The 15,805-nt window shown below is 72.1% G+C and carries 14 protein-coding genes and 1 pseudogene; 7 read left to right on the top strand and 8 right to left on the bottom strand.

Annotation, left to right across the window (positions count from 1 at the left end; translation table 11 throughout):
• The first annotated feature begins 49 nt into the window (after window positions 1-49).
• Window positions 50-1,603 carry a PHB depolymerase family esterase gene (locus FXF51_RS31545; RefSeq protein ID WP_148438340.1) on the top strand — a complete coding sequence of 518 codons (1,554 nt, stop codon included), beginning with the start codon at window positions 50-52 and terminating at the stop codon, window positions 1,601-1,603.
• A gap of 165 nt (window positions 1,604-1,768) precedes the next feature.
• Here FXF51_RS31545 and FXF51_RS31540 read toward each other — a convergent pair whose 3' ends face one another.
• Genes FXF51_RS31540 through FXF51_RS31530 form a run of 3 tightly spaced genes read right to left on the bottom strand, consistent with a single transcriptional unit; the run spans window position 1,769 to window position 4,312 of the window.
• Window positions 1,769-2,665: a hypothetical protein gene (locus FXF51_RS31540; RefSeq protein ID WP_148438339.1), complete on the bottom strand. Its 897-nt coding sequence runs from the start codon at window positions 2,663-2,665 to the stop codon at window positions 1,769-1,771.
• Complete coding sequence (locus FXF51_RS31535) at window positions 2,662-3,702, bottom strand: hypothetical protein (protein WP_148438338.1); 1,041 nt, start codon at window positions 3,700-3,702, stop codon at window positions 2,662-2,664. The genes FXF51_RS31540 and FXF51_RS31535 overlap by 4 nt, the downstream gene beginning before the upstream one ends.
• The gene (locus FXF51_RS31530) at window positions 3,695-4,312 is read right to left on the bottom strand and encodes an RNA polymerase sigma factor (protein WP_262379969.1); all 618 of its coding nucleotides are present in this window, start codon (window positions 4,310-4,312) and stop codon (window positions 3,695-3,697) included. Before FXF51_RS31530 ends, FXF51_RS31535 begins: the two co-directional genes overlap by 8 nt.
• A 123-nt stretch (window positions 4,313-4,435) precedes the next feature.
• Here FXF51_RS31530 and FXF51_RS31525 point away from each other — a divergent pair, with 123 nt between their 5' ends.
• Entirely contained in the window at window positions 4,436-7,654 is a 3,219-nt protein-coding gene (locus FXF51_RS31525) for a S8 family serine peptidase (protein WP_148438337.1), read from the top strand.
• Between the two features lie 52 nt (window positions 7,655-7,706).
• Here the strand turns inward: FXF51_RS31525 and FXF51_RS31520 are convergent, their stop codons facing one another.
• Window positions 7,707-7,886, bottom strand: coding sequence for a hypothetical protein (locus FXF51_RS31520; protein ID WP_148438336.1), 180 nt, complete (start codon window positions 7,884-7,886; stop codon window positions 7,707-7,709).
• A 104-nt stretch (window positions 7,887-7,990) separates the two neighbouring features.
• A complete protein-coding gene (locus FXF51_RS31515) occupies window positions 7,991-8,455 on the bottom strand; it encodes a MarR family winged helix-turn-helix transcriptional regulator (protein ID WP_148438335.1) in 465 nt (154 codons plus the stop codon).
• A gap of 30 nt (window positions 8,456-8,485) precedes the next feature.
• On the opposite strand from FXF51_RS31515, the gene FXF51_RS31510 reads away from it, so the two are divergent.
• Both FXF51_RS31510 and FXF51_RS31505 read left to right on the top strand, forming a co-directional pair.
• Window positions 8,486-9,610, top strand: coding sequence for a GNAT family N-acetyltransferase (locus FXF51_RS31510; protein WP_148438334.1), 1,125 nt, complete (start codon window positions 8,486-8,488; stop codon window positions 9,608-9,610).
• 419 nt (window positions 9,611-10,029) lie between these two features.
• Complete coding sequence (locus FXF51_RS31505; RefSeq protein ID WP_262379967.1) at window positions 10,030-12,075, top strand: SpoIIE family protein phosphatase; 2,046 nt, start codon at window positions 10,030-10,032, stop codon at window positions 12,073-12,075.
• Between the two features lie 22 nt (window positions 12,076-12,097).
• Here the strand turns inward: FXF51_RS31505 and FXF51_RS61070 are convergent, their stop codons facing one another.
• From FXF51_RS61070 to FXF51_RS31500, 3 genes and pseudogenes are all read right to left on the bottom strand, one after another.
• Window positions 12,098-12,244: a hypothetical protein gene (locus tag FXF51_RS61070; protein ID WP_187414671.1), complete on the bottom strand. Its 147-nt coding sequence runs from the start codon at window positions 12,242-12,244 to the stop codon at window positions 12,098-12,100.
• A gap of 53 nt (window positions 12,245-12,297) precedes the next feature.
• Window positions 12,298-12,417 (bottom strand): annotated as a pseudogene (locus FXF51_RS63860) (IS3 family transposase); the annotation flags it as partial.
• Window positions 12,416-13,117 (bottom strand): TetR/AcrR family transcriptional regulator, encoded by a 702-nt coding sequence (locus FXF51_RS31500; protein WP_148438333.1) that lies wholly within the window; start codon window positions 13,115-13,117, stop codon window positions 12,416-12,418. The pseudogene FXF51_RS63860 and the gene FXF51_RS31500, both read right to left, overlap by 2 nt.
• A gap of 98 nt (window positions 13,118-13,215) precedes the next feature.
• On the opposite strand from FXF51_RS31500, the gene FXF51_RS31495 reads away from it, so the two are divergent.
• The 3 genes from FXF51_RS31495 (at window position 13,216) to FXF51_RS31485 (ending at window position 15,712) form a co-directional block, all read left to right on the top strand.
• The gene (locus FXF51_RS31495; protein ID WP_148438332.1) at window positions 13,216-14,154 is read left to right on the top strand and encodes an NADP-dependent oxidoreductase; all 939 of its coding nucleotides are present in this window, start codon (window positions 13,216-13,218) and stop codon (window positions 14,152-14,154) included.
• A 36-nt stretch (window positions 14,155-14,190) separates the two neighbouring features.
• Window positions 14,191-14,871, top strand: coding sequence for an SDR family NAD(P)-dependent oxidoreductase (locus FXF51_RS31490; protein ID WP_148438331.1), 681 nt, complete (start codon window positions 14,191-14,193; stop codon window positions 14,869-14,871).
• Window positions 14,872-15,112: 241 nt separating this feature from the next.
• The gene (locus FXF51_RS31485; RefSeq protein ID WP_148438330.1) at window positions 15,113-15,712 is read left to right on the top strand and encodes a TetR/AcrR family transcriptional regulator; all 600 of its coding nucleotides are present in this window, start codon (window positions 15,113-15,115) and stop codon (window positions 15,710-15,712) included.
• The last annotated feature ends 93 nt before the right edge of the window (window positions 15,713-15,805 follow it).

Here is a 15,805-nt window from a genome sequence, read left to right as displayed (position 1 = left end):
CGGCGGACCGATCGGCGGCGCGCCGCGGACATGGAGAGGAGGAGCGCGAATGAGACGATGGACCACGGCGCTGACGGGTGCCTGCGCCGCGGCGCTCTTTGCCGTCATGACCGTGATACCCGGAACGCCGGCCGCCGCCGCCGCTCTGGTGGAGGTGAGCGGCTTCGGCGACAACCCGGGCAACATGCGGATGCACGTCTACGTGCCGGACTCGCACCCTGCCTCCCCGGCGATCGTGGTGGCGATGCACGGCTGCGGCGGCTCCGGCCCCGGCTTCTACCAGGGCAGTGAGTTCGCCTCGCTGGCGGACCGATACGGCTTCATCGTCATCTACCCGACCGCCACCCAGTCGGCGGGGTTCGGCAACTGCTTCGACACCTGGTCGGACGCCGCCAAGCAGCGCGGCGGCGGCAGCGACCCGGTCTCGATCATCTCGATGATCGACCATGTCGAGCGGACCTATCAGGGAGACCCGAATCGGGTCTACGCCACCGGAAGCTCGTCCGGCGGCATGATGACCCAGCACATGCTCGCCGTCCACCCGGACGTGTTCAGGGCAGGGGCCTCCTTCATGGGTGTGCCCTTCAACTGCTTCGCCGGCGCCGCCGACTACCCGCCAGGAAGCAGCAGGTGCACCGGCGGGAGCATGGACCGGACACCTCAGCAGTGGGGCGATGCGGTCCGCCAGGCGTACGCGGGATTCTCCGGCCCCCGCCCGCGCGTGCAACTGTGGCACGGCACCAGCGACACCCTCGTGCCCTACTCGCTGCTGCGTGAGTCGATCGAGCAGTGGACCAACGTGTTCGGGCTGAGCCAGACCCCGGCCGGCACCGACACCCCGCAGGCAGGCTGGACCCGCAGCCGGTACGCCGACCCGTCCGGCAGGGTGCAGGTGGAGGCGTACAGCATCCAGGGCGCCGGGCACGTCCTTCCGCAGAGCGGCATGGCCCGCTACGCCGTCGACTTCTTCGGCCTGACCACCGGCCAGACCGACACCACGCCGCCGACCACCCCGGCCGGGCTCGCCGCCTCGGGCACCACCGCGACCGGCGCCAGCCTGACCTGGACGGCCTCCACTGACGACACCGGTGTGACCGGCTATGACGTCCTGCGCGCTCCGAACGCGACGGGCGGCACGTTCACCCAGGCCGGCACCTCGGCCACCACCTCGTTCACCGACACGGGCCTGAGCGCGAACACCACCTACCGCTACCAGGTCCGGGCGCGCGACGCCGCGGGCAACGTCTCGCCCGTCTCCGGCACCGTCCAGATCACCACCCGGGCAGGCACCGGCGGCGCCTGCTCGGCCACCCCGGCCGTCCAGTCCCAGTGGGGGAACGGGTATGTGATCCAGCCGCTGACCGTCACCAACACCGGCACCTCGACGATCACCGGCTGGACCGTCACCTTCACCCTGCCGGCCGGGCACACGCTGACCGGCTCGTGGAACGCCACCGTCACCACCAGCGGCCAGACCGTGACGGCCAGAAGTGTCGGCCACAACGGCACGCTCGCGCCCGGCGCCAGCACCGCCGGCTTCGGCTTCCAGGCGAGCAGGCCCAACGGCAACACCGCCCTGCCGTCCGGCTACACCTGCGCCTGACCGTCGCGCCGCGGTGGGCGCAGCAGTGGCCGGGAAGGCAGCGGGTCCATCTCGCACCAGAGCTCGCCCACGGCCGGTTCCTCGCACAGAGCTGGTCGGCACGTGCCGCAAGGAGGGGTAGCCGCGGCCCTGGCGCGGACGCCAGGGCCGCGGCGAAGGCCCGGGTCAGCTAACGCCTGGAACGGCGGGCTTGTCGTCCGTCCAGCCGGCCTTGAACGTCTTCACGCCGGACTTGCCGAGCATCGTCTTGCCGCCGTAGCTGAGGTCGGTGTACTCGGCCAGCAGGGTCATGGTCCTGGTGTCCACGAGGAGCTGCTGTTTGAGCACCGACCCCTTGCTGGACGAGACGGGCAGGGCGAGCCTGTGGCCGGAGCGGCCCAGCGGGTCCTTGCTCCGGCCGAGGTCGCCGACGCCCTTGGTGGTCTTGAGGACTTGGTAGGCGGCGGCCCTGACCTTGCCGGGTACCGGGTTGGCGTACAGGAGCTCGGCCGCCCGCTGGGCGACATATCGGTCGAGGTTCACCAGCCAGTCGTTCTTCGTGGCCTTCGGGGCGGTGGTCTTCGCCTCTTCTGCGGCCTCGTCGATCCAGGCGCCGACCTCGGCGGTCAGCTGCCTCCTGAGCGCTTCGGCCTCCGTCGGCAGCGCCTGGAGCTGCTGGTAAGTCACGTACCTCTCGCCCAGCCGGAACCCGTCGGGCCGCCCCTTGGCCGCCCGCACGAAGCCCTTGCCGGGCTGGGCGGACAGGTGGATCTTCATGCCTTCCGTGCGGTAGTCCCAGGTGGCCGGAGATCCGTCGGCGCGCCAGGCCGCCTCGTCCTTCTTGGTCGCAGGTCTGGCTCCCAGCTCACGGAAGCCGCTCCAGCTCCTGCCTTCCGGCGACAGCCACTCGACGCTGACCCTGCGCTGGGTCAGGTGGTAACCGCTGCCGACCGCGCGAGGGTGGGTCGTGGTGTGGGTCGCCTCGACCCGCCAGTACGCCGCCTCCGGCGCGTCGGCGGACGCCGGAACAGCGGCCACGCCGGCGAACAGCAGCCCAGCAGCAAGGGCAAGAGTGAATCTCATTCGTTCTCCTTCAACGGGTTGGAATCCGTCCAGCGGCTGTCCCGGATCGCGGTGTACGTCAGGAGCAAGCCGTCCGCGGCGGAGCGGACTTCGATGGAAAGGGGCCTGCCGGAGGCGGGGTCGATCACCAGCCGGGTCCTGGTCGCCCCCACGAAGTCCGGCGGCGCGAACTCGCCGGACTCGTACTCGACCGCCTGCCCGGGCCGGCCCAGCACATCGCTCACCTGCCCGGCGGCGGTGACCCCCGGCACGGAGGCCAGCAACTGGTACGCGGCGGCCCTGGTCTGGCTCGTCACCGGAGCGAAGAACAGCAGCCGCGCCGCGGTGTCGATGGTCGTACGGTCGTCGGCGGCGAAGAACGCCTTCAGCCCCTCAGGGGTGTCGGGCACCTCGCTCGTCTTGGTGAGCGGCTTGCCCGCCGTGAGGACGCGGAAGTCCCAGTCCTCGCTCGACCAGGTCCGCTGCTCACCGGGTCCGGACCGTACGACACCGGAGCGTCCGGTCTCTGAGGGCTTGTCGTACGTCCAGGACACCGGCGAGCCGTCGGCGGCCCACGCCGCCTCGTCCTGGGGCGTCGCGGGCTTGATCCCCTGTGGGGTCTGGCGATACCAGGTGCGCCCTTCGGGGTCCGCGGGAATCCAGGTCTCGATCGACTCGCTCTCACGCAGGACGTACCGTCCGCCGGGCTCGCGGAACTGGCGGCCGCGGACCTCCACGCTGCCCCACCACGCGCCTTCGTCGGGCATGGCGGCCACTGAAGCGGCCGCGACCAGCAGGAACCTCTTGCCGTCCGCCTGGACGGCCGCGCCAGGAGGGGCGGGCACGGCGGCGGGCGCGATCTGCGCGATGACGATCGCCGCCGCCGCGGCGGCGCCGGCCACGCCGAGCACCGGCGCACCCCACCTGGCGGCCCTGCGGCCCCGCCGTACCCGCTCCTGCGCGAAGGCGGCGGCCAGCCGATCGCGCCCGGCCTGCTCGACCTCGGGCGACAACGGCGGCGCAGGCAGCAGGTCCCGCACCGCCCGGTAATCATCCATCAGAGCCTCCAAGCAAGGGATTGACGCCGCCCAGGGCGGCGCGAAGCTTTCTGCGCGCCCGGGACAGGCGGGATCCGACGGTGCCGTACGGGATGTCGAGCGCCTGGGCCACCTCTTCATGGCTCAGCTCGCCCAGTGCGCTCAGCAACAGCACGTCCCTGTCGCCGTCGGGCAGCGCGCGCAGTTCGGCCGCGAGCCGCCCCTTCGTGCTCGCGGCGTCCACGTGGGTGACCACGCGATCCTCGTGGCCGTCCTCCCGGTCGTCGTCCGTGCCGGCGCCGCGCTGCAACGCCGCCAGCCGCCGGGCTTCGGCGCGCCGGTGCAGCGCGATCACGTTGCCGGCGAAGCCGTACAGCCAGGGACGGACCGTGCCACGCCGGGGATCGAACGTCGCGCGTTTCCTGAACGCGGCCAGGAACACCTCGGCGGTGAGATCGTCCGCGGCCTGCCGGTCGAGCCGCCTGCCCAGGTAGGCGTGGATCTCGCGCACGTACCGGTCGTAGATCTCGCCGAACCGTTCGGGTGTCCGGCGCGACAGCTCCACCAGAGCCTCGTCGCTGATCGTCCCCCGTGGATCGGCGAGATCCGGAGCCGTCGAATTGGCAGTCACATCCCCTACTCATCCGATGAGGCGTTCCGCTTTCACGCCCCGTGAAAGCGGCCGGCGGCTGCGGCGGAGTACAGGTGGTCCGCCACGCGCGGCGGGCCTTGGGGATACCGGCTGGAAGAGGATATGAGAAGCAGATTTTCGCTGCTGGCGGGGGCCATGGTGGTGGCGCTCGCCGCACCGGGCGCCGCGGTGGCCGAGGACGGGCTCGTGCCGGACGGCTCCCCCGTCTCGGTCACGCTGATCACCGGAGACCGGGTGAGGCTGACCGGCGGGGGCGGTGGCGTCCAGGTCGAGCCCGGCGCGGGCCGTGCCGGGATCACGTTCGTCGTCGACGAGCGGGACGGGCGGCTGCGCGTCCTACCCGGCGACGCGGCCCCGCTGGTGCGCCGGGGACGGCTCGATCCGCGGCTGTTCGACGTGACGACGCTCCTCGCGTTCGGCTACGACGACCGACGCGGCGACCTGCCGCTCATCGTGACCGGCGCGGGGCAGGCCCGCGCGGGCGGGCTCCGCTCGGTGATGACCGCGGCCGGCGCCCAGGTGAGACGCGAGCTGAGCGCGGTGTCCGGCCTGGCCGTGCAGTCCGCCGAGCAGGACCGGGCGAAGTTCTGGAACGGGGTCGCCGGCGGTGGGCACGCCCTGTCCGGCGGCGTGGGCAAGATCTGGCTGGACGGCCTGCGCAAGCCGGCGTTGGACAGCAGCGTCAAGCAGATCGGCGCCCCCGCCGCGTGGCAGCGGGGCCACACCGGCGCCGGAGTGAAGGTGGCGGTGCTCGACACCGGCGTGGACGCCACGCACCCCGACCTGGCCGGCCGGGTGAGCGCGCAGGCCGACTTCACCGGATCCTCCGACCCCGCGGACCACAACGGGCACGGCACCCACATCGCCTCCACCATCGCCGGCAGCGGCGCCGCCTCCGGCGGGACGTACCAGGGGGTCGCGCCCGGGGTCAGCCTCCTGGCCGGGAAGGTATGCGTGAGCCTCTGCGAGGAGTCGGCGATCCTGGCGGGCATGCAGTGGGCGGGCGAGCAGGGCGCGAAGGTGGTGAACCTGAGCCTGGGCGGCACCGACACCCCTGAGATCGATCCGCTGGAGTCGGCGGTGGAGACGCTCACCCAGCGCTACGGCATGCTGTTCGTGGTCGCCGCGGGCAACAGCGGCAACGAGCGCTCGGTGGAGTCGCCGGCCAGCGCCGACGCGGCCCTGGCCGTGGGAGCCGTCACCAAGTCCGACGAGCTGGCCGAGTTCTCCAGCAGGGGCCCGCGCGCCGCCGACTCGGCGCTCAAGCCCGACCTCACCGCGCCCGGGGCGGACATCGTCGCCGCCCGCGCCGCGGACGCGCCGTCCAGTGAGGGCTCCTACGTCGCGATGTCCGGCACCTCGATGGCCACCCCGCACGTCGCCGGGGCCGCCGCGATCCTGGCCGGGCAGCACCCGGACTGGAGCGCGGGCACGATCAAGTCGGCGCTGATGGGTTCGGCATCGCCCAACCCCGCCGTGGGCGTCTTCGACCAGGGCGCGGGCCGGGCCGACGTGGGACGGGCCACGGCCCAGGCCGTGACCGCCGGGCCCGGCGGCGTCGGCTTCGGCGTGCGGCAGTGGCCGCACGACGACGACCGGCCCCTCACCCGGCAGGTCACATACCGCAACCACGGAGCCGTGCCGGTGACGCTCGACCTGTCCGTGGAGGGCCAGGGCGACGCGAAGCCGTTCACGGTGGAACCGGCGACGGTGACGGTGCCCGCGGGCGGGCAGGCCGACGTCTCGGTCACCGCCGACACCGCGGCGGCCCCGGTGGGACACCTCGGCGGCCACCTCGTCGCCGCCGGCGGTGACGTCCGGGTGAACACGCCGCTGGCGGTGGAGAACGAGAAGGAGACCTACGCGCTGACCCTCCGGCACACCGGCCGTGACGGCAGCCCGACCGCCGACTACCTCACCACGCTGCACCGGACCGACTCCTCCGGCCTCAGCAAGGAGATCACCGTGCAGGACCCCGGCGACGGCACCGTCACGCTCCGCCTGCCCAGGGGTGGCTGGATGATCAGGAGCACCCTGTTCGACGGGGACCACACCACCCAGCTGATCCACCCCGGTCTCGACCTTGCCGACAACCAGACCCTCGACCTGGACGCCCGCCTGGGCAAGCCGATCTCGGTCACCGTGCCGGACCGGTCGGCCGTGCAGGCCGGCGCGCAGGTCACCTTCAGCGACGGGAGGTTCTCCTACTCCGTCGTCCCGGACCGGTTCGAGAACCTGACGACCGCGCAGCTCGGCCCCGATCGTCCCTACGAGGGGTCGCTGACCCAGATCACCGGGACGTGGGCACTGCCCGGCGGCTCCCGCGTCTACCGGCTCGCATGGTTCCACGAGGGCGGCATGGTCACCGGGTTCCGCCGCGAGGTGGCCGGCCGTGACCTGGCGGCCGTCCACACCGCCTACGCCGCCCACCTGATCGGAGGCAGGGGCCGCGCCGCCGCCGCCGCACAGCCGCCCGACGGCCCGATCTCCGGCCTGCTGACCGGGACGACGTTCGCCACGCCGTCCGTGCGCATCGAGTACGTCAACGCCGACGGCGGGGCGAAGTGGCGGCGCTACTTCTGGGAGGACGGCCCCGAGAGCGGTGAGACCGCCTTGGAGTCGAGCCTCACCGGCTACACGCCCGGCCGCGCCTACCGGGAATCGTGGAACCTTGGCGTCTTCGCTCCCGTCCTGGTGGGAGGCGGGGAGTCCGGCGGGCTGACCCGTTCCGGGGACTCCATCCGGGTGAACGTGCCCATGTACGGTGACGGCGCCGGTCACGCCGGCTGGTCGGCCACCACCCGGGCGCGCGTCGCGCTCTACCGCGACGGCGTCCTGGTGGCCGAACACTCCGAAATGGGCGGAAAAGGGTTCCGCGTTCCACCGGGCGCAGCGGATTACCGGCTGGTCGTGGAGACCGAGCGGGGCGCACCCGCCACTCTGACGACCCGCAACTCGGCCGCCTGGACATTCCGCTCCGAGCGCACCGAGGACGACAACCCGCTGCCGGTCTCCGTCGTCCGCTTCTCCCCCGCGCTGGATGCCCGAAACACCGCACCCAGCGGCGAAACCCGCCGGATACCGGTCCGTGTGGAACGACAGCCTGGCTCGGCCGCCGGCGAGGTGCGCGACCTCACCGTGGAGGTCTCCTTCGACGACGGCGCCACCTGGAGCCCGGCCCTGATCCGCAAGGGCCAGGTCACGGTGAACCACCCGGCCGCGGAAGGGTTCGTCTCCCTGCGGGCCAAGGCCGCCGACGTCGCAGGCAACACCGTCGAGCAGACCGTCATCCGGGCCTACCGCATCGCGCCCCGGAACTGATCGGGAGCCGTGGTGGCCTTGATGCCGCGCCGCCGCTGGAGAGGTGGGGCACTCAAGCAGAGGACGCCGACCACGGCAACGCCACGAGCGCGTAGGAGAGGGCGATCCCGAGACACAGGGACAGTGAAATGCCGAGCAGGAGGTTGTCCAGCGTGACACCCAGGCCCATGCCGATCGCGATGCCAGTCCACATGCCGGCGGTCCAGTTGGGCGAGTTCTTGCTGTTCGTCATGGTTCGATCTTTGTGCAGGAGCGCGTACCGGCGTAGACGTCGCAGTCACGGGTGCGACATGACAGCAGTCACCGTCATGGTCGGCTTGGGTTCTCCGGTGATGCTCATGCAGGGTCTTCCAGTTTGCGGGCGATGCCTTCCAGTACGGACAGGTCCGCGGGCGTGAGCCGGTCGATGACATGGCGGCGGACCGATTCCAGGTGGGCCGGGGCGGCGGCCTCGAGCGTTTCCATGCCGTGCTCGGTGAGGACCAGGTAACAGCCCCGGCCGTCGTCCGGGTCGGGCTCGCGCCGTACCAGACCGCGGGTCTCCATGCGGGTGGCGTGCCTCGACAGGCGGCTGCGCGACCAGCCCATCTTGGTGGCCTGCTCGTGCAGCGTGCTGGTGCGGCCCGGGCGCTCGGAGAGCGTGCTGAGCACCTCGTAGTCGGGCTCCGACAGGCCGATCGCGGCCAGGTCGTGCGCGGTGCGCGACTGGATCGCGATCATCATGCGGCGCAGGGCGCGCCAGGCGCGCTCCTCGTCCGCATCGAGCCAGCGCACCGTCTCTCCCGAGCTTTTCTTTGACATGTAAACAAGTTACCAGCTACGTTCGTTTCCATGTCAACGAAACCTCTGCGGGTCCTCGTCCTCATGTGCAGCACCCGTCCCGGCGCCCTCGGCCCGGCGATCGGCCAGTGGCTGATCGACACCATCGCGCCCCGGGCCACCGAACTCGGCGTGGAGCTCCAGCCGGTGGCCCTCGGCGACCTCGCCCTGCCGTTCCTGGACGAGGAGGCAGAGCCGGCGTCCGGCCTCTACCGGCACCGGCACACCAAGCGGTGGAGCGCGATGGTGGACGCGGCGGACGGCTTCATCGCGATCACTCCCGAGTACAACTACGGCATGCCCGCGGCCTTCAAGAACGCCCTCGACTACCTGGGCCGGGAGTGGGCGTGGAAGCCGATGGGGTTCGTCAGCTACGGCAACACCTCGGCCGGCACCCGATCCGTCCAGCATGCCAAGCAGGTGGTGACCACGCTGCGGCTGGTGCCGCTGGGCGCCACGGTCGCCCTGCGCATCGCCGACGCGCTCGACGACGGACGGGTCCGCCCGGACACCGGCCGCGACCAGGCCGCCATCGGCGTCCTGGACGAACTCGCCCGCCTCGCCCACGCCCTGCGCCCGATGCGCGAGCGGACCCGCTCAGGTTCCGGGACGGCACCGGTGCCGGGAGCGTACGTGAGAGCGCTGACCCCGGACGACGCTCCGGAAGTGCTGGTGCTCCAGCGTTGCTGCTGGCTGGAGGAGGCGCTGGCGAACGACACCCTGGCCATCCCCGCCCTGGAGGAGTCGTTGGAGCAGGTACGCGCCTGGCTGGCCACCTGGCAGACCACCGGCCTGTGGCGGGACGGCCGCCTCCTGGGCATGGTGCGCACGCGCCGCGTGGACGACGACTGGCACGTGGGCCGCCTCGGCGTCGTCCCCGATCTGCGCGGCCAGGGCGTGGGGCGCTGGCTGCTACGCGAGGCCGAAGCCGCGGCCGACGCCTCCTGCCGCCGCGTCGTGCTGTCCACCGGTGCCCGGAGCCGGCGCAACATCGACCTCTATCACGCTCAGGGTTACCTCACGGAGTCGTCGGACAGTACGACGGCCTTCCTCACCAAGCCCGTCCACGCGAACGGCGTCGCCGGAGATCCGGCCTGGCCCCGGGCAACGCCCGCCAGTGCCGCCGGGACCAGGTGACGCACTCGCTGCCACGGCCACCGTCGGTGCCGAGGAGTGCGGATGGCGGCCGGCTACCGGCCCGCACCGCACGCGTCCCAGGCCGGCGGCGACCGGTACGACGCCTTCGCCCTGCCCGGCCGCACCACCGCGCTGCCCTCTTCGCCCGGCTGAAGCTCGCGGACGACGCCAGATGGCTCCTGCACTGAACCAACGCCGCGGCTCCTGCTGTGCACAGGGCTGCGCCCCGACCGTGCCGACGCCGCCACGGCGCACACGTCCGGCCGGCGACAACGACACCGTCGCAGCGGGTCAACGGGGCCGGACCCGGCACCCCGCCGAAGGGCGGGATCCGCTTGCCTGCTGAACCATGGATCGTCGTTCGGAACGGTCCTGGCCGGGTAGGGCTTGATTGATCGTGGCCATCGGGGGAGGTCACCGTGGATGCTGTCAGCGCTTCGAGGGACAGTGGGCTGCCGTTCGAGATGCTGGATCTGGCGCCGGTAGGGGTGGCGGTCACGCGGGGGCCGGAGCACCGGCTGGTCTACAGCAACGCCATGTACCGGTCGCAGGTGAGCGATCCGCGGGGTGGCATGCCGGTGGAGGAGGCGTTCGCCGCCTTCGTGCTGCCGCACTACCGCGCGCGCTTCGACCGGGTGTACGCCACGGGAGAGCCGGTCGTCAGCATGGCCGAGCCGGCGGTGCCGATATCGGGGAGCCGGGAGCCGGGGGAGCATTTCTTCACCTTCAGCCTGTCGCGGGCCGCCTTCGCCCCCGGCGAGCACGGCGTGCTGGTGCTGGTGATGGACGTGAGCGAGCAGGCCTGCGCCGCGCACCGGCTGTCGGCCCTCGCCGAGGAGCGCCGCCGCTTCCTGCGGCGCTACAAGAGCTTGACGCGCCTCAGCGCGGACGTCTTCTGGGTGACCAGCAGGGACGGGTACGTGTCGGAGCCGAGCCCGAGCTGGGAGCGGGTGACCGGGCAGCCGTGGGAGGGGCACCGCGGGCAGGGCTGGCTGCGGATGGTGCACCCGGACGACCGCCGGGCCACGATCGAATCCTGGTCACGGGCCGTCGGCGGGGCCACGGAGATGTGGGAGCACGTCTACCGGCTGCGCACCCGTGACGGTTACCGGCATTTCCAGCTTCGCGCGGTGCCGGTCCGCGAGCACGGCCAGGTGGTGGAGTGGGTGGGCAGTTGCGTCGACGTCGAGCAGCATTGGCAGGAGCAGCGGCGCCAGCGCCTGCTCGACCAGGCCGCCAACGCCACGGCGCAGTTGCGGAGCCTGGAGGAGATGCTCGGCGCGCTGGCCGACGTGATCGTGCCGGAGCTGGCCGACGGCTGCGGCGTCTACCTCGTCACCGACCTGACCGGCGAGCAGCACGGTGGCGCCCCGTTCATCGTGGAGCGGGTGGCCACTGCCGCGCGTCCCGGCGTGCGGCGGCTGCCGCCCTACAGCGAGGAGCAGCTTCCCGACGGCAACGCCTTCGTCACGGCCGCGCGGCGCCGACGGCCCGTGCTGAAGACGTTTCCCGCCGGTTCGCCGCCGCCGCAGGTCGCTCCCCAAGGCACGCTGCCCTGGCTGACGGCGAACGGCGCCAACGGCATGCTGATCCTGCCGGTCGTGGTGGACGGCACGGTTTCGGCCGTGGTCAACGTGGTGACGTGCGGGGACCGCCCGCCGGTCAGCCGGGGCGACATCACCCTGCTGAATCGCATGTTCGATCACGCGCATGACGCCCTGAGCAGGGCCATCCGTTTCCAGCGCGCGCAGCAGATCGCGCTGGCCCTGCAGTACAGCCTGCTCGCCGACCCGCCTCGCCTGCCCGGGCTGCAGATCGTCGCCCGCTACCGGGCCAGCCCGTCCGCGGCGGAGGTGGGCGGTGACTGGTACGACTCCTTCGTCCTGCCCGACGGCGTCCCGGCGCTGATCATCGGTGACGTGTCCGGCCACGACCTGAGCGCCGCCGTGGCGATGAGCCAGCTGCGTAACATGCTCCGCGCGCTGGCGATGGATCGCCGTGAACCGCCGGGCGACATCCTGAGCAGGCTGAACGTCGCGATGCAGTCGCTGTCCGGCGACGTCACCGCCACCTGCGTGTACGCCCGCGTGGAAGAGCTCGACGGCGGCCATCGCCTGAACTACGCCTCGGCTGGTCACCCGCCTGCGCTGCTGGTCACCCCGGACGGCCGGAGCCGCTTTCTGGAGGACGCCGTCAGCCCGCTGCTCGGTTTTCCGCATGAGCAGGCACGCCCGTCCAAGGCGGAGCCGCTGCCGCCAGGCAGCACGGTTCTGCTGTACACCGACGGGCTCGTCGAGCGGCCGGGCGAGCACCTCGACCGTGGCTTGCAGCGGCTGCGCCGCCTGGCGGAACAGGCCGCGCAGGAGCCGGTGGACAAGTTCTGCGACCAGTTGCTCAGTGCCATGCCCACCACCGGCATGGACGACATCGCCGTCATGGCGCTGCGGCTACCCGTTCAGGGCTGAGAACCGCGCCTGCGGGGCGATCTCACCGGGTCACGCTCTCACCCTCGAACGCACCAGGCTCCAGCGCGGGCGGCTTGGGCCGGGAATCGCTCAGCAGGAGGCCGCCGGCGAGGACGACCGCGGCCGAGGTGGCGCCGTGCAGCACCCCGCTCATCCACCTGTGTGTCACGCGGTCGTGGTGAGAGGCGCGTTGCCCGAACCAGGGAGTGGCGTGGGCCGGACGAAGAACGACTCGGCCAGCGCGTCATCCCAGCACTGCCCTGTCCCTTCGACCGACAACCGCACCCCGAGCCTCCCGGCCGGCTGTGCGTAGGCGGCGCTTGTAGATCCGGATGAAAGGTCACCGGCTCGGTGGGCCGGCGGCGGGGCGGGTGAGGCGGACCATCGCCCGATACAGGGCGGTGGGCGCGGGGGCTTGCTCCAGCGGCGGCAGGTCGGCGCCGGGGACGGCCCAGGCGCGCAGCATCTGGCCGGCCAGGCGGCGCCAGGTGTCAGGGGCGGCGTCGGCGGTGGCGGCGATGACGCCGGCGTTCGCCATCAGCAGGATGACCATGTCCCGGTCGGTGAAGTCGTCACGCAGGTGGCCGGTGGCCTTGGCCCGCGCGATGAGGTCGAGGAAGCCGTTGTAGGTTTCCGCGCGGCGCTTCTCCAGCGCTTTGGCGGCGGGGAAGGTCATGGCCAGGACGTCGGCGAAGCCGCGGTCGGTGGCCTGCATGGCGCAGACGGCCTGGACGTAGCCGACGAAGCCGCGCCAGGGGTCGGGGGCGGCCAGCGCGGTGGCGATGGCGGCGGCGTAGGCGTCCATACGGTCGGCGAAGACAGCGTTGATGAGCTCTTCGCGGGAGGCGAAGCGGCGCGACAGGGTGGCCTTGCCGACGCCTGCCTCGCGCGCGATGCAGGCCATGGAGACGCCGAGGCCGTGGCTGGCATACAGGCGGCGGGCGGCGGTCAGGATGCGTTCGCGGTTGCGTTCGGCGTCGGCGCGCAGTCCCGGTCCGGGTTGCCGGTCTGAGGGCGAGCCGGGCTCGTCAACGGAGGTCATGAACCCATCCTACCCAAGTGGAACGACCTACCCACTTTTGTTGTTAAGCTTCGGCGTGAAAACGGGTAGGCCGTTCCATTTCTTGAAAGGTGCCGCTCATGCGTGCCGTGACACTGAACTCCGTCCCGCAGACCCCGTCCGTGGCCGACGTCCCCACACCCCAGCCCGAGGCCGGGGAGGTGCTGGTCAAGGTGGCCGCCTCCTCGATCAACGGCTTCGACGCCGCCACCGCGGCCGGCTACCTGCAAGGGGCGATGGAGCACCGCTTCCCGCTGGTGGTGGGCAAGGACTTCGCCGGCACCGTCGAGGCGCTCGGCGAGGGCGTCGAGGGCTTCACGCTGGGGCAGGCGGTCTTCGGCGTGGTGATGAAGCCGTTCCTGGGCACCGGCTCGCTGGCCGAGTACGTCACCGTGCCCGCCGGTTACGGCATCGCCCCCATCCCGCAGGGCCTGGGCGTTCAGGAGGCGGGCGCGCTGGGCCTGGCCGGCACCGCGGCGCTGGACAGCATCACGGCCGTCGCCCCGGCCCGGGGCGAGACCGTGCTGATCTCCGGTGCCACCGGCGGGGTGGGTGCGCTGGCCGTGCAGCTGGCCGCCGCCCGCGGCGCTCGCGTCATCGCCACCGCCCGGCCCGGCGCCGAGGCCGGCTTCGTCGCCGGCCTGTCCGGCGCCACGATCGACCTCGTGGACTTCAGCGGCGATCTGCCGGCTCAGGTCCGCGCACTTGCTCCGGAGGGGGTGGACGCCGTGCTGCATCTGGCGGGTGACGGTGTTCAGCTCGCGGGCCTGCTGCGTGCGGGCGGCCGCCTGGCCTCCACCCTCGGGCTGAGCGGCGACGCGGTTGAGGGTTCCGGCGTCACCGTTCACGCGATCATGGCGGACGCCGGCGCACAGACCCTGGCCTCGCTGGCCGCTCAGGCCGCCTCCGGCGCGTTGCGTGTCCCGATCACCGCCACCTACCCGCTGGAGCAGGCCCCGCAGGCGTTCGCCGACTTCGGGGCCGGCGCGCTCGGCAAACTCGCTGTCACCTGCTCCTGACCCGGCCCGGCCCCGCACGACGAAAGAGATCTCATCATGCCCACCATCGCCATTGTCGGCGCAGGCCCCGGCCTGGGCCTGGCCATTGCCCGCACCTTCGGCGGCCACGGCTTCGACGTCGCCCTGATCGCCCGTACCAAGGACAAGCTGGACAGCCTGGCCGCCCGGCTCGGAGCAGAGGGCGTCACGGCCGCCGCGTTCCCCGCCGACGTGCTCGACCGCCCTTCCCTGGCCGCCGCGCTCGACGCGGCGGCCGAGCGGTTCGGTGGCATCGACGTGCTGGAGTACTCCCCGGCGCCGCACTCGCCGGTGCCCGGCCTCACCATGGCCGTCCCCACCGAGGTGACGGTGGACAACCTGCAGCCGCAGATCGAGTACACCCTCTACGGCGCGCTGGCCGCCGCCCGGGCGGTGCTGCCCGCCATGCGGCAGGCCGGCGCCGGGACGCTGCTGGTCACCACCGGCGGCGGCTCGGTGCACCCCGTCCCCATGCTCGGCAACGTCAACGCCGCCGCCGCGGCGTTGCGGAACTGGGTACTCAACCTGCACAACGAGCTGGCCGGCAGCGGTGTGTACGCCGCGCACGTCGCGATCAACGCCTGGATCGGCGAGGGCGGCCCCGAGGGCATCCCGACGGCCACGCCCGCGCGGATCGCCGCGCTGTACTGGGATCTGTACGAGCGCCGTGACCAGCCCGAGCTCGTCTTCAACGGCTGAGACAGCCGACCGCGCCCCGCCGGACGGGAGCGTCGCCGGGCTCCCCGCTGTTGTTCGTCTCCACCGTTGGCGGTGCGCCGGCTTGACGTCGACCACCACGGGACCGGCCGGTGTACACGGCCGGACACCGGCCTGCCGCGATCGCTCCCCCTCCGGCGTCCCGGGGCGCGCCGCCGCTGTCATCTGGCAGTCGCTGCCGAGTGGCAGAATCGGGCCCGACGGACGAGACACGGAGCACCTCATGACCCTGCGCGAACGGAAGATGGAGCGGACCCGGGACCTGATCGCCGAGACGGCGCTGGCGCTCTTCCGCGACAAGGGGTTCGCGGCGACCACGGTGGAGGAGATCGCCGCCGTGGCCGAGGTGGGTGCGCGCACCGTGTACCGCCACTACCCGACGAAGGAGTCGCTGGTCCTCAGCAGCTTCGCGATCATGTTCGAGACCGGGCTCAAGGATCTGCGCGCCTGTCCCGAGGACGCCGAACTCCCCGACGTCCTGCGAGTCATCCTGGAGAGCTTGCTGCGCTCGCACCTCGGGATGCCGGAGCGGCTGATGACCGCGTACAAGGTCGCGCGCGACACGCCGTCCGTCCTGGCCCATTTCGTCTACATGCTCCAGCTCTGGGAGACGGACCTCGCGCGGGAGGTCGCCACCCGCGTCGCCGGCCGGTCCGCCGACCTCGTCGCCGAACTGGCCGTACGGCAGACGGGTTCGGTGTTCGTCCTGGCCCACCGCAAGTGGTTCGAGTCCGACGGACGGGCCGACCTGCGCGAGTTGACGGTCGAAGCGCTGGATCTGGTGCGATCGGACGCGGTTCCCGTCCCGTCCCGCCTGTCCTGACAGCGCTCGCATCCGCTGAGACCGGAGTCACACCGTCCACAGTAGTGGCAGTTACTGCCACCGGTTAACCTCTGTCATGTGGCAGTTACTGCC

Source organism: Nonomuraea sp. PA05 (genome assembly GCF_008086045.1).
In the GTDB taxonomy this organism is placed as follows: domain Bacteria; phylum Actinomycetota; class Actinomycetes; order Streptosporangiales; family Streptosporangiaceae; genus Nonomuraea; species Nonomuraea monospora.
Note: the sequence above shows the minus strand (reverse complement) of the source record. Positions and strands in the feature narration are given on the sequence as shown.

What these genes read in the sequence shown, in the direction of transcription:
- FXF51_RS31545 (WP_148438340.1), top strand. Translation starts at nt 50, where the DNA reads ATGAGACGATGGACCACGGCGCTGACGGGTGCCTGCGCCGCGGCGCTC.
- FXF51_RS31540 (WP_148438339.1), bottom strand. Translation starts at nt 2,665, where the DNA reads ATGAGATTCACTCTTGCCCTTGCTGCTGGGCTGCTGTTCGCCGGCGTG.
- FXF51_RS31535 (WP_148438338.1), bottom strand. Translation starts at nt 3,702, where the DNA reads ATGGATGATTACCGGGCGGTGCGGGACCTGCTGCCTGCGCCGCCGTTG.
- FXF51_RS31525 (WP_148438337.1), top strand. Translation starts at nt 4,436, where the DNA reads ATGAGAAGCAGATTTTCGCTGCTGGCGGGGGCCATGGTGGTGGCGCTC.
- FXF51_RS31520 (WP_148438336.1), bottom strand. Translation starts at nt 7,886, where the DNA reads ATGACGAACAGCAAGAACTCGCCCAACTGGACCGCCGGCATGTGGACT.
- FXF51_RS31515 (WP_148438335.1), bottom strand. Translation starts at nt 8,455, where the DNA reads ATGTCAAAGAAAAGCTCGGGAGAGACGGTGCGCTGGCTCGATGCGGAC.
- FXF51_RS31510 (WP_148438334.1), top strand. Translation starts at nt 8,486, where the DNA reads ATGTCAACGAAACCTCTGCGGGTCCTCGTCCTCATGTGCAGCACCCGT.
- FXF51_RS31500 (WP_148438333.1), bottom strand. Translation starts at nt 13,117, where the DNA reads ATGACCTCCGTTGACGAGCCCGGCTCGCCCTCAGACCGGCAACCCGGA.
- FXF51_RS31495 (WP_148438332.1), top strand. Translation starts at nt 13,216, where the DNA reads ATGCGTGCCGTGACACTGAACTCCGTCCCGCAGACCCCGTCCGTGGCC.
- FXF51_RS31490 (WP_148438331.1), top strand. Translation starts at nt 14,191, where the DNA reads ATGCCCACCATCGCCATTGTCGGCGCAGGCCCCGGCCTGGGCCTGGCC.
- FXF51_RS31485 (WP_148438330.1), top strand. Translation starts at nt 15,113, where the DNA reads ATGACCCTGCGCGAACGGAAGATGGAGCGGACCCGGGACCTGATCGCC.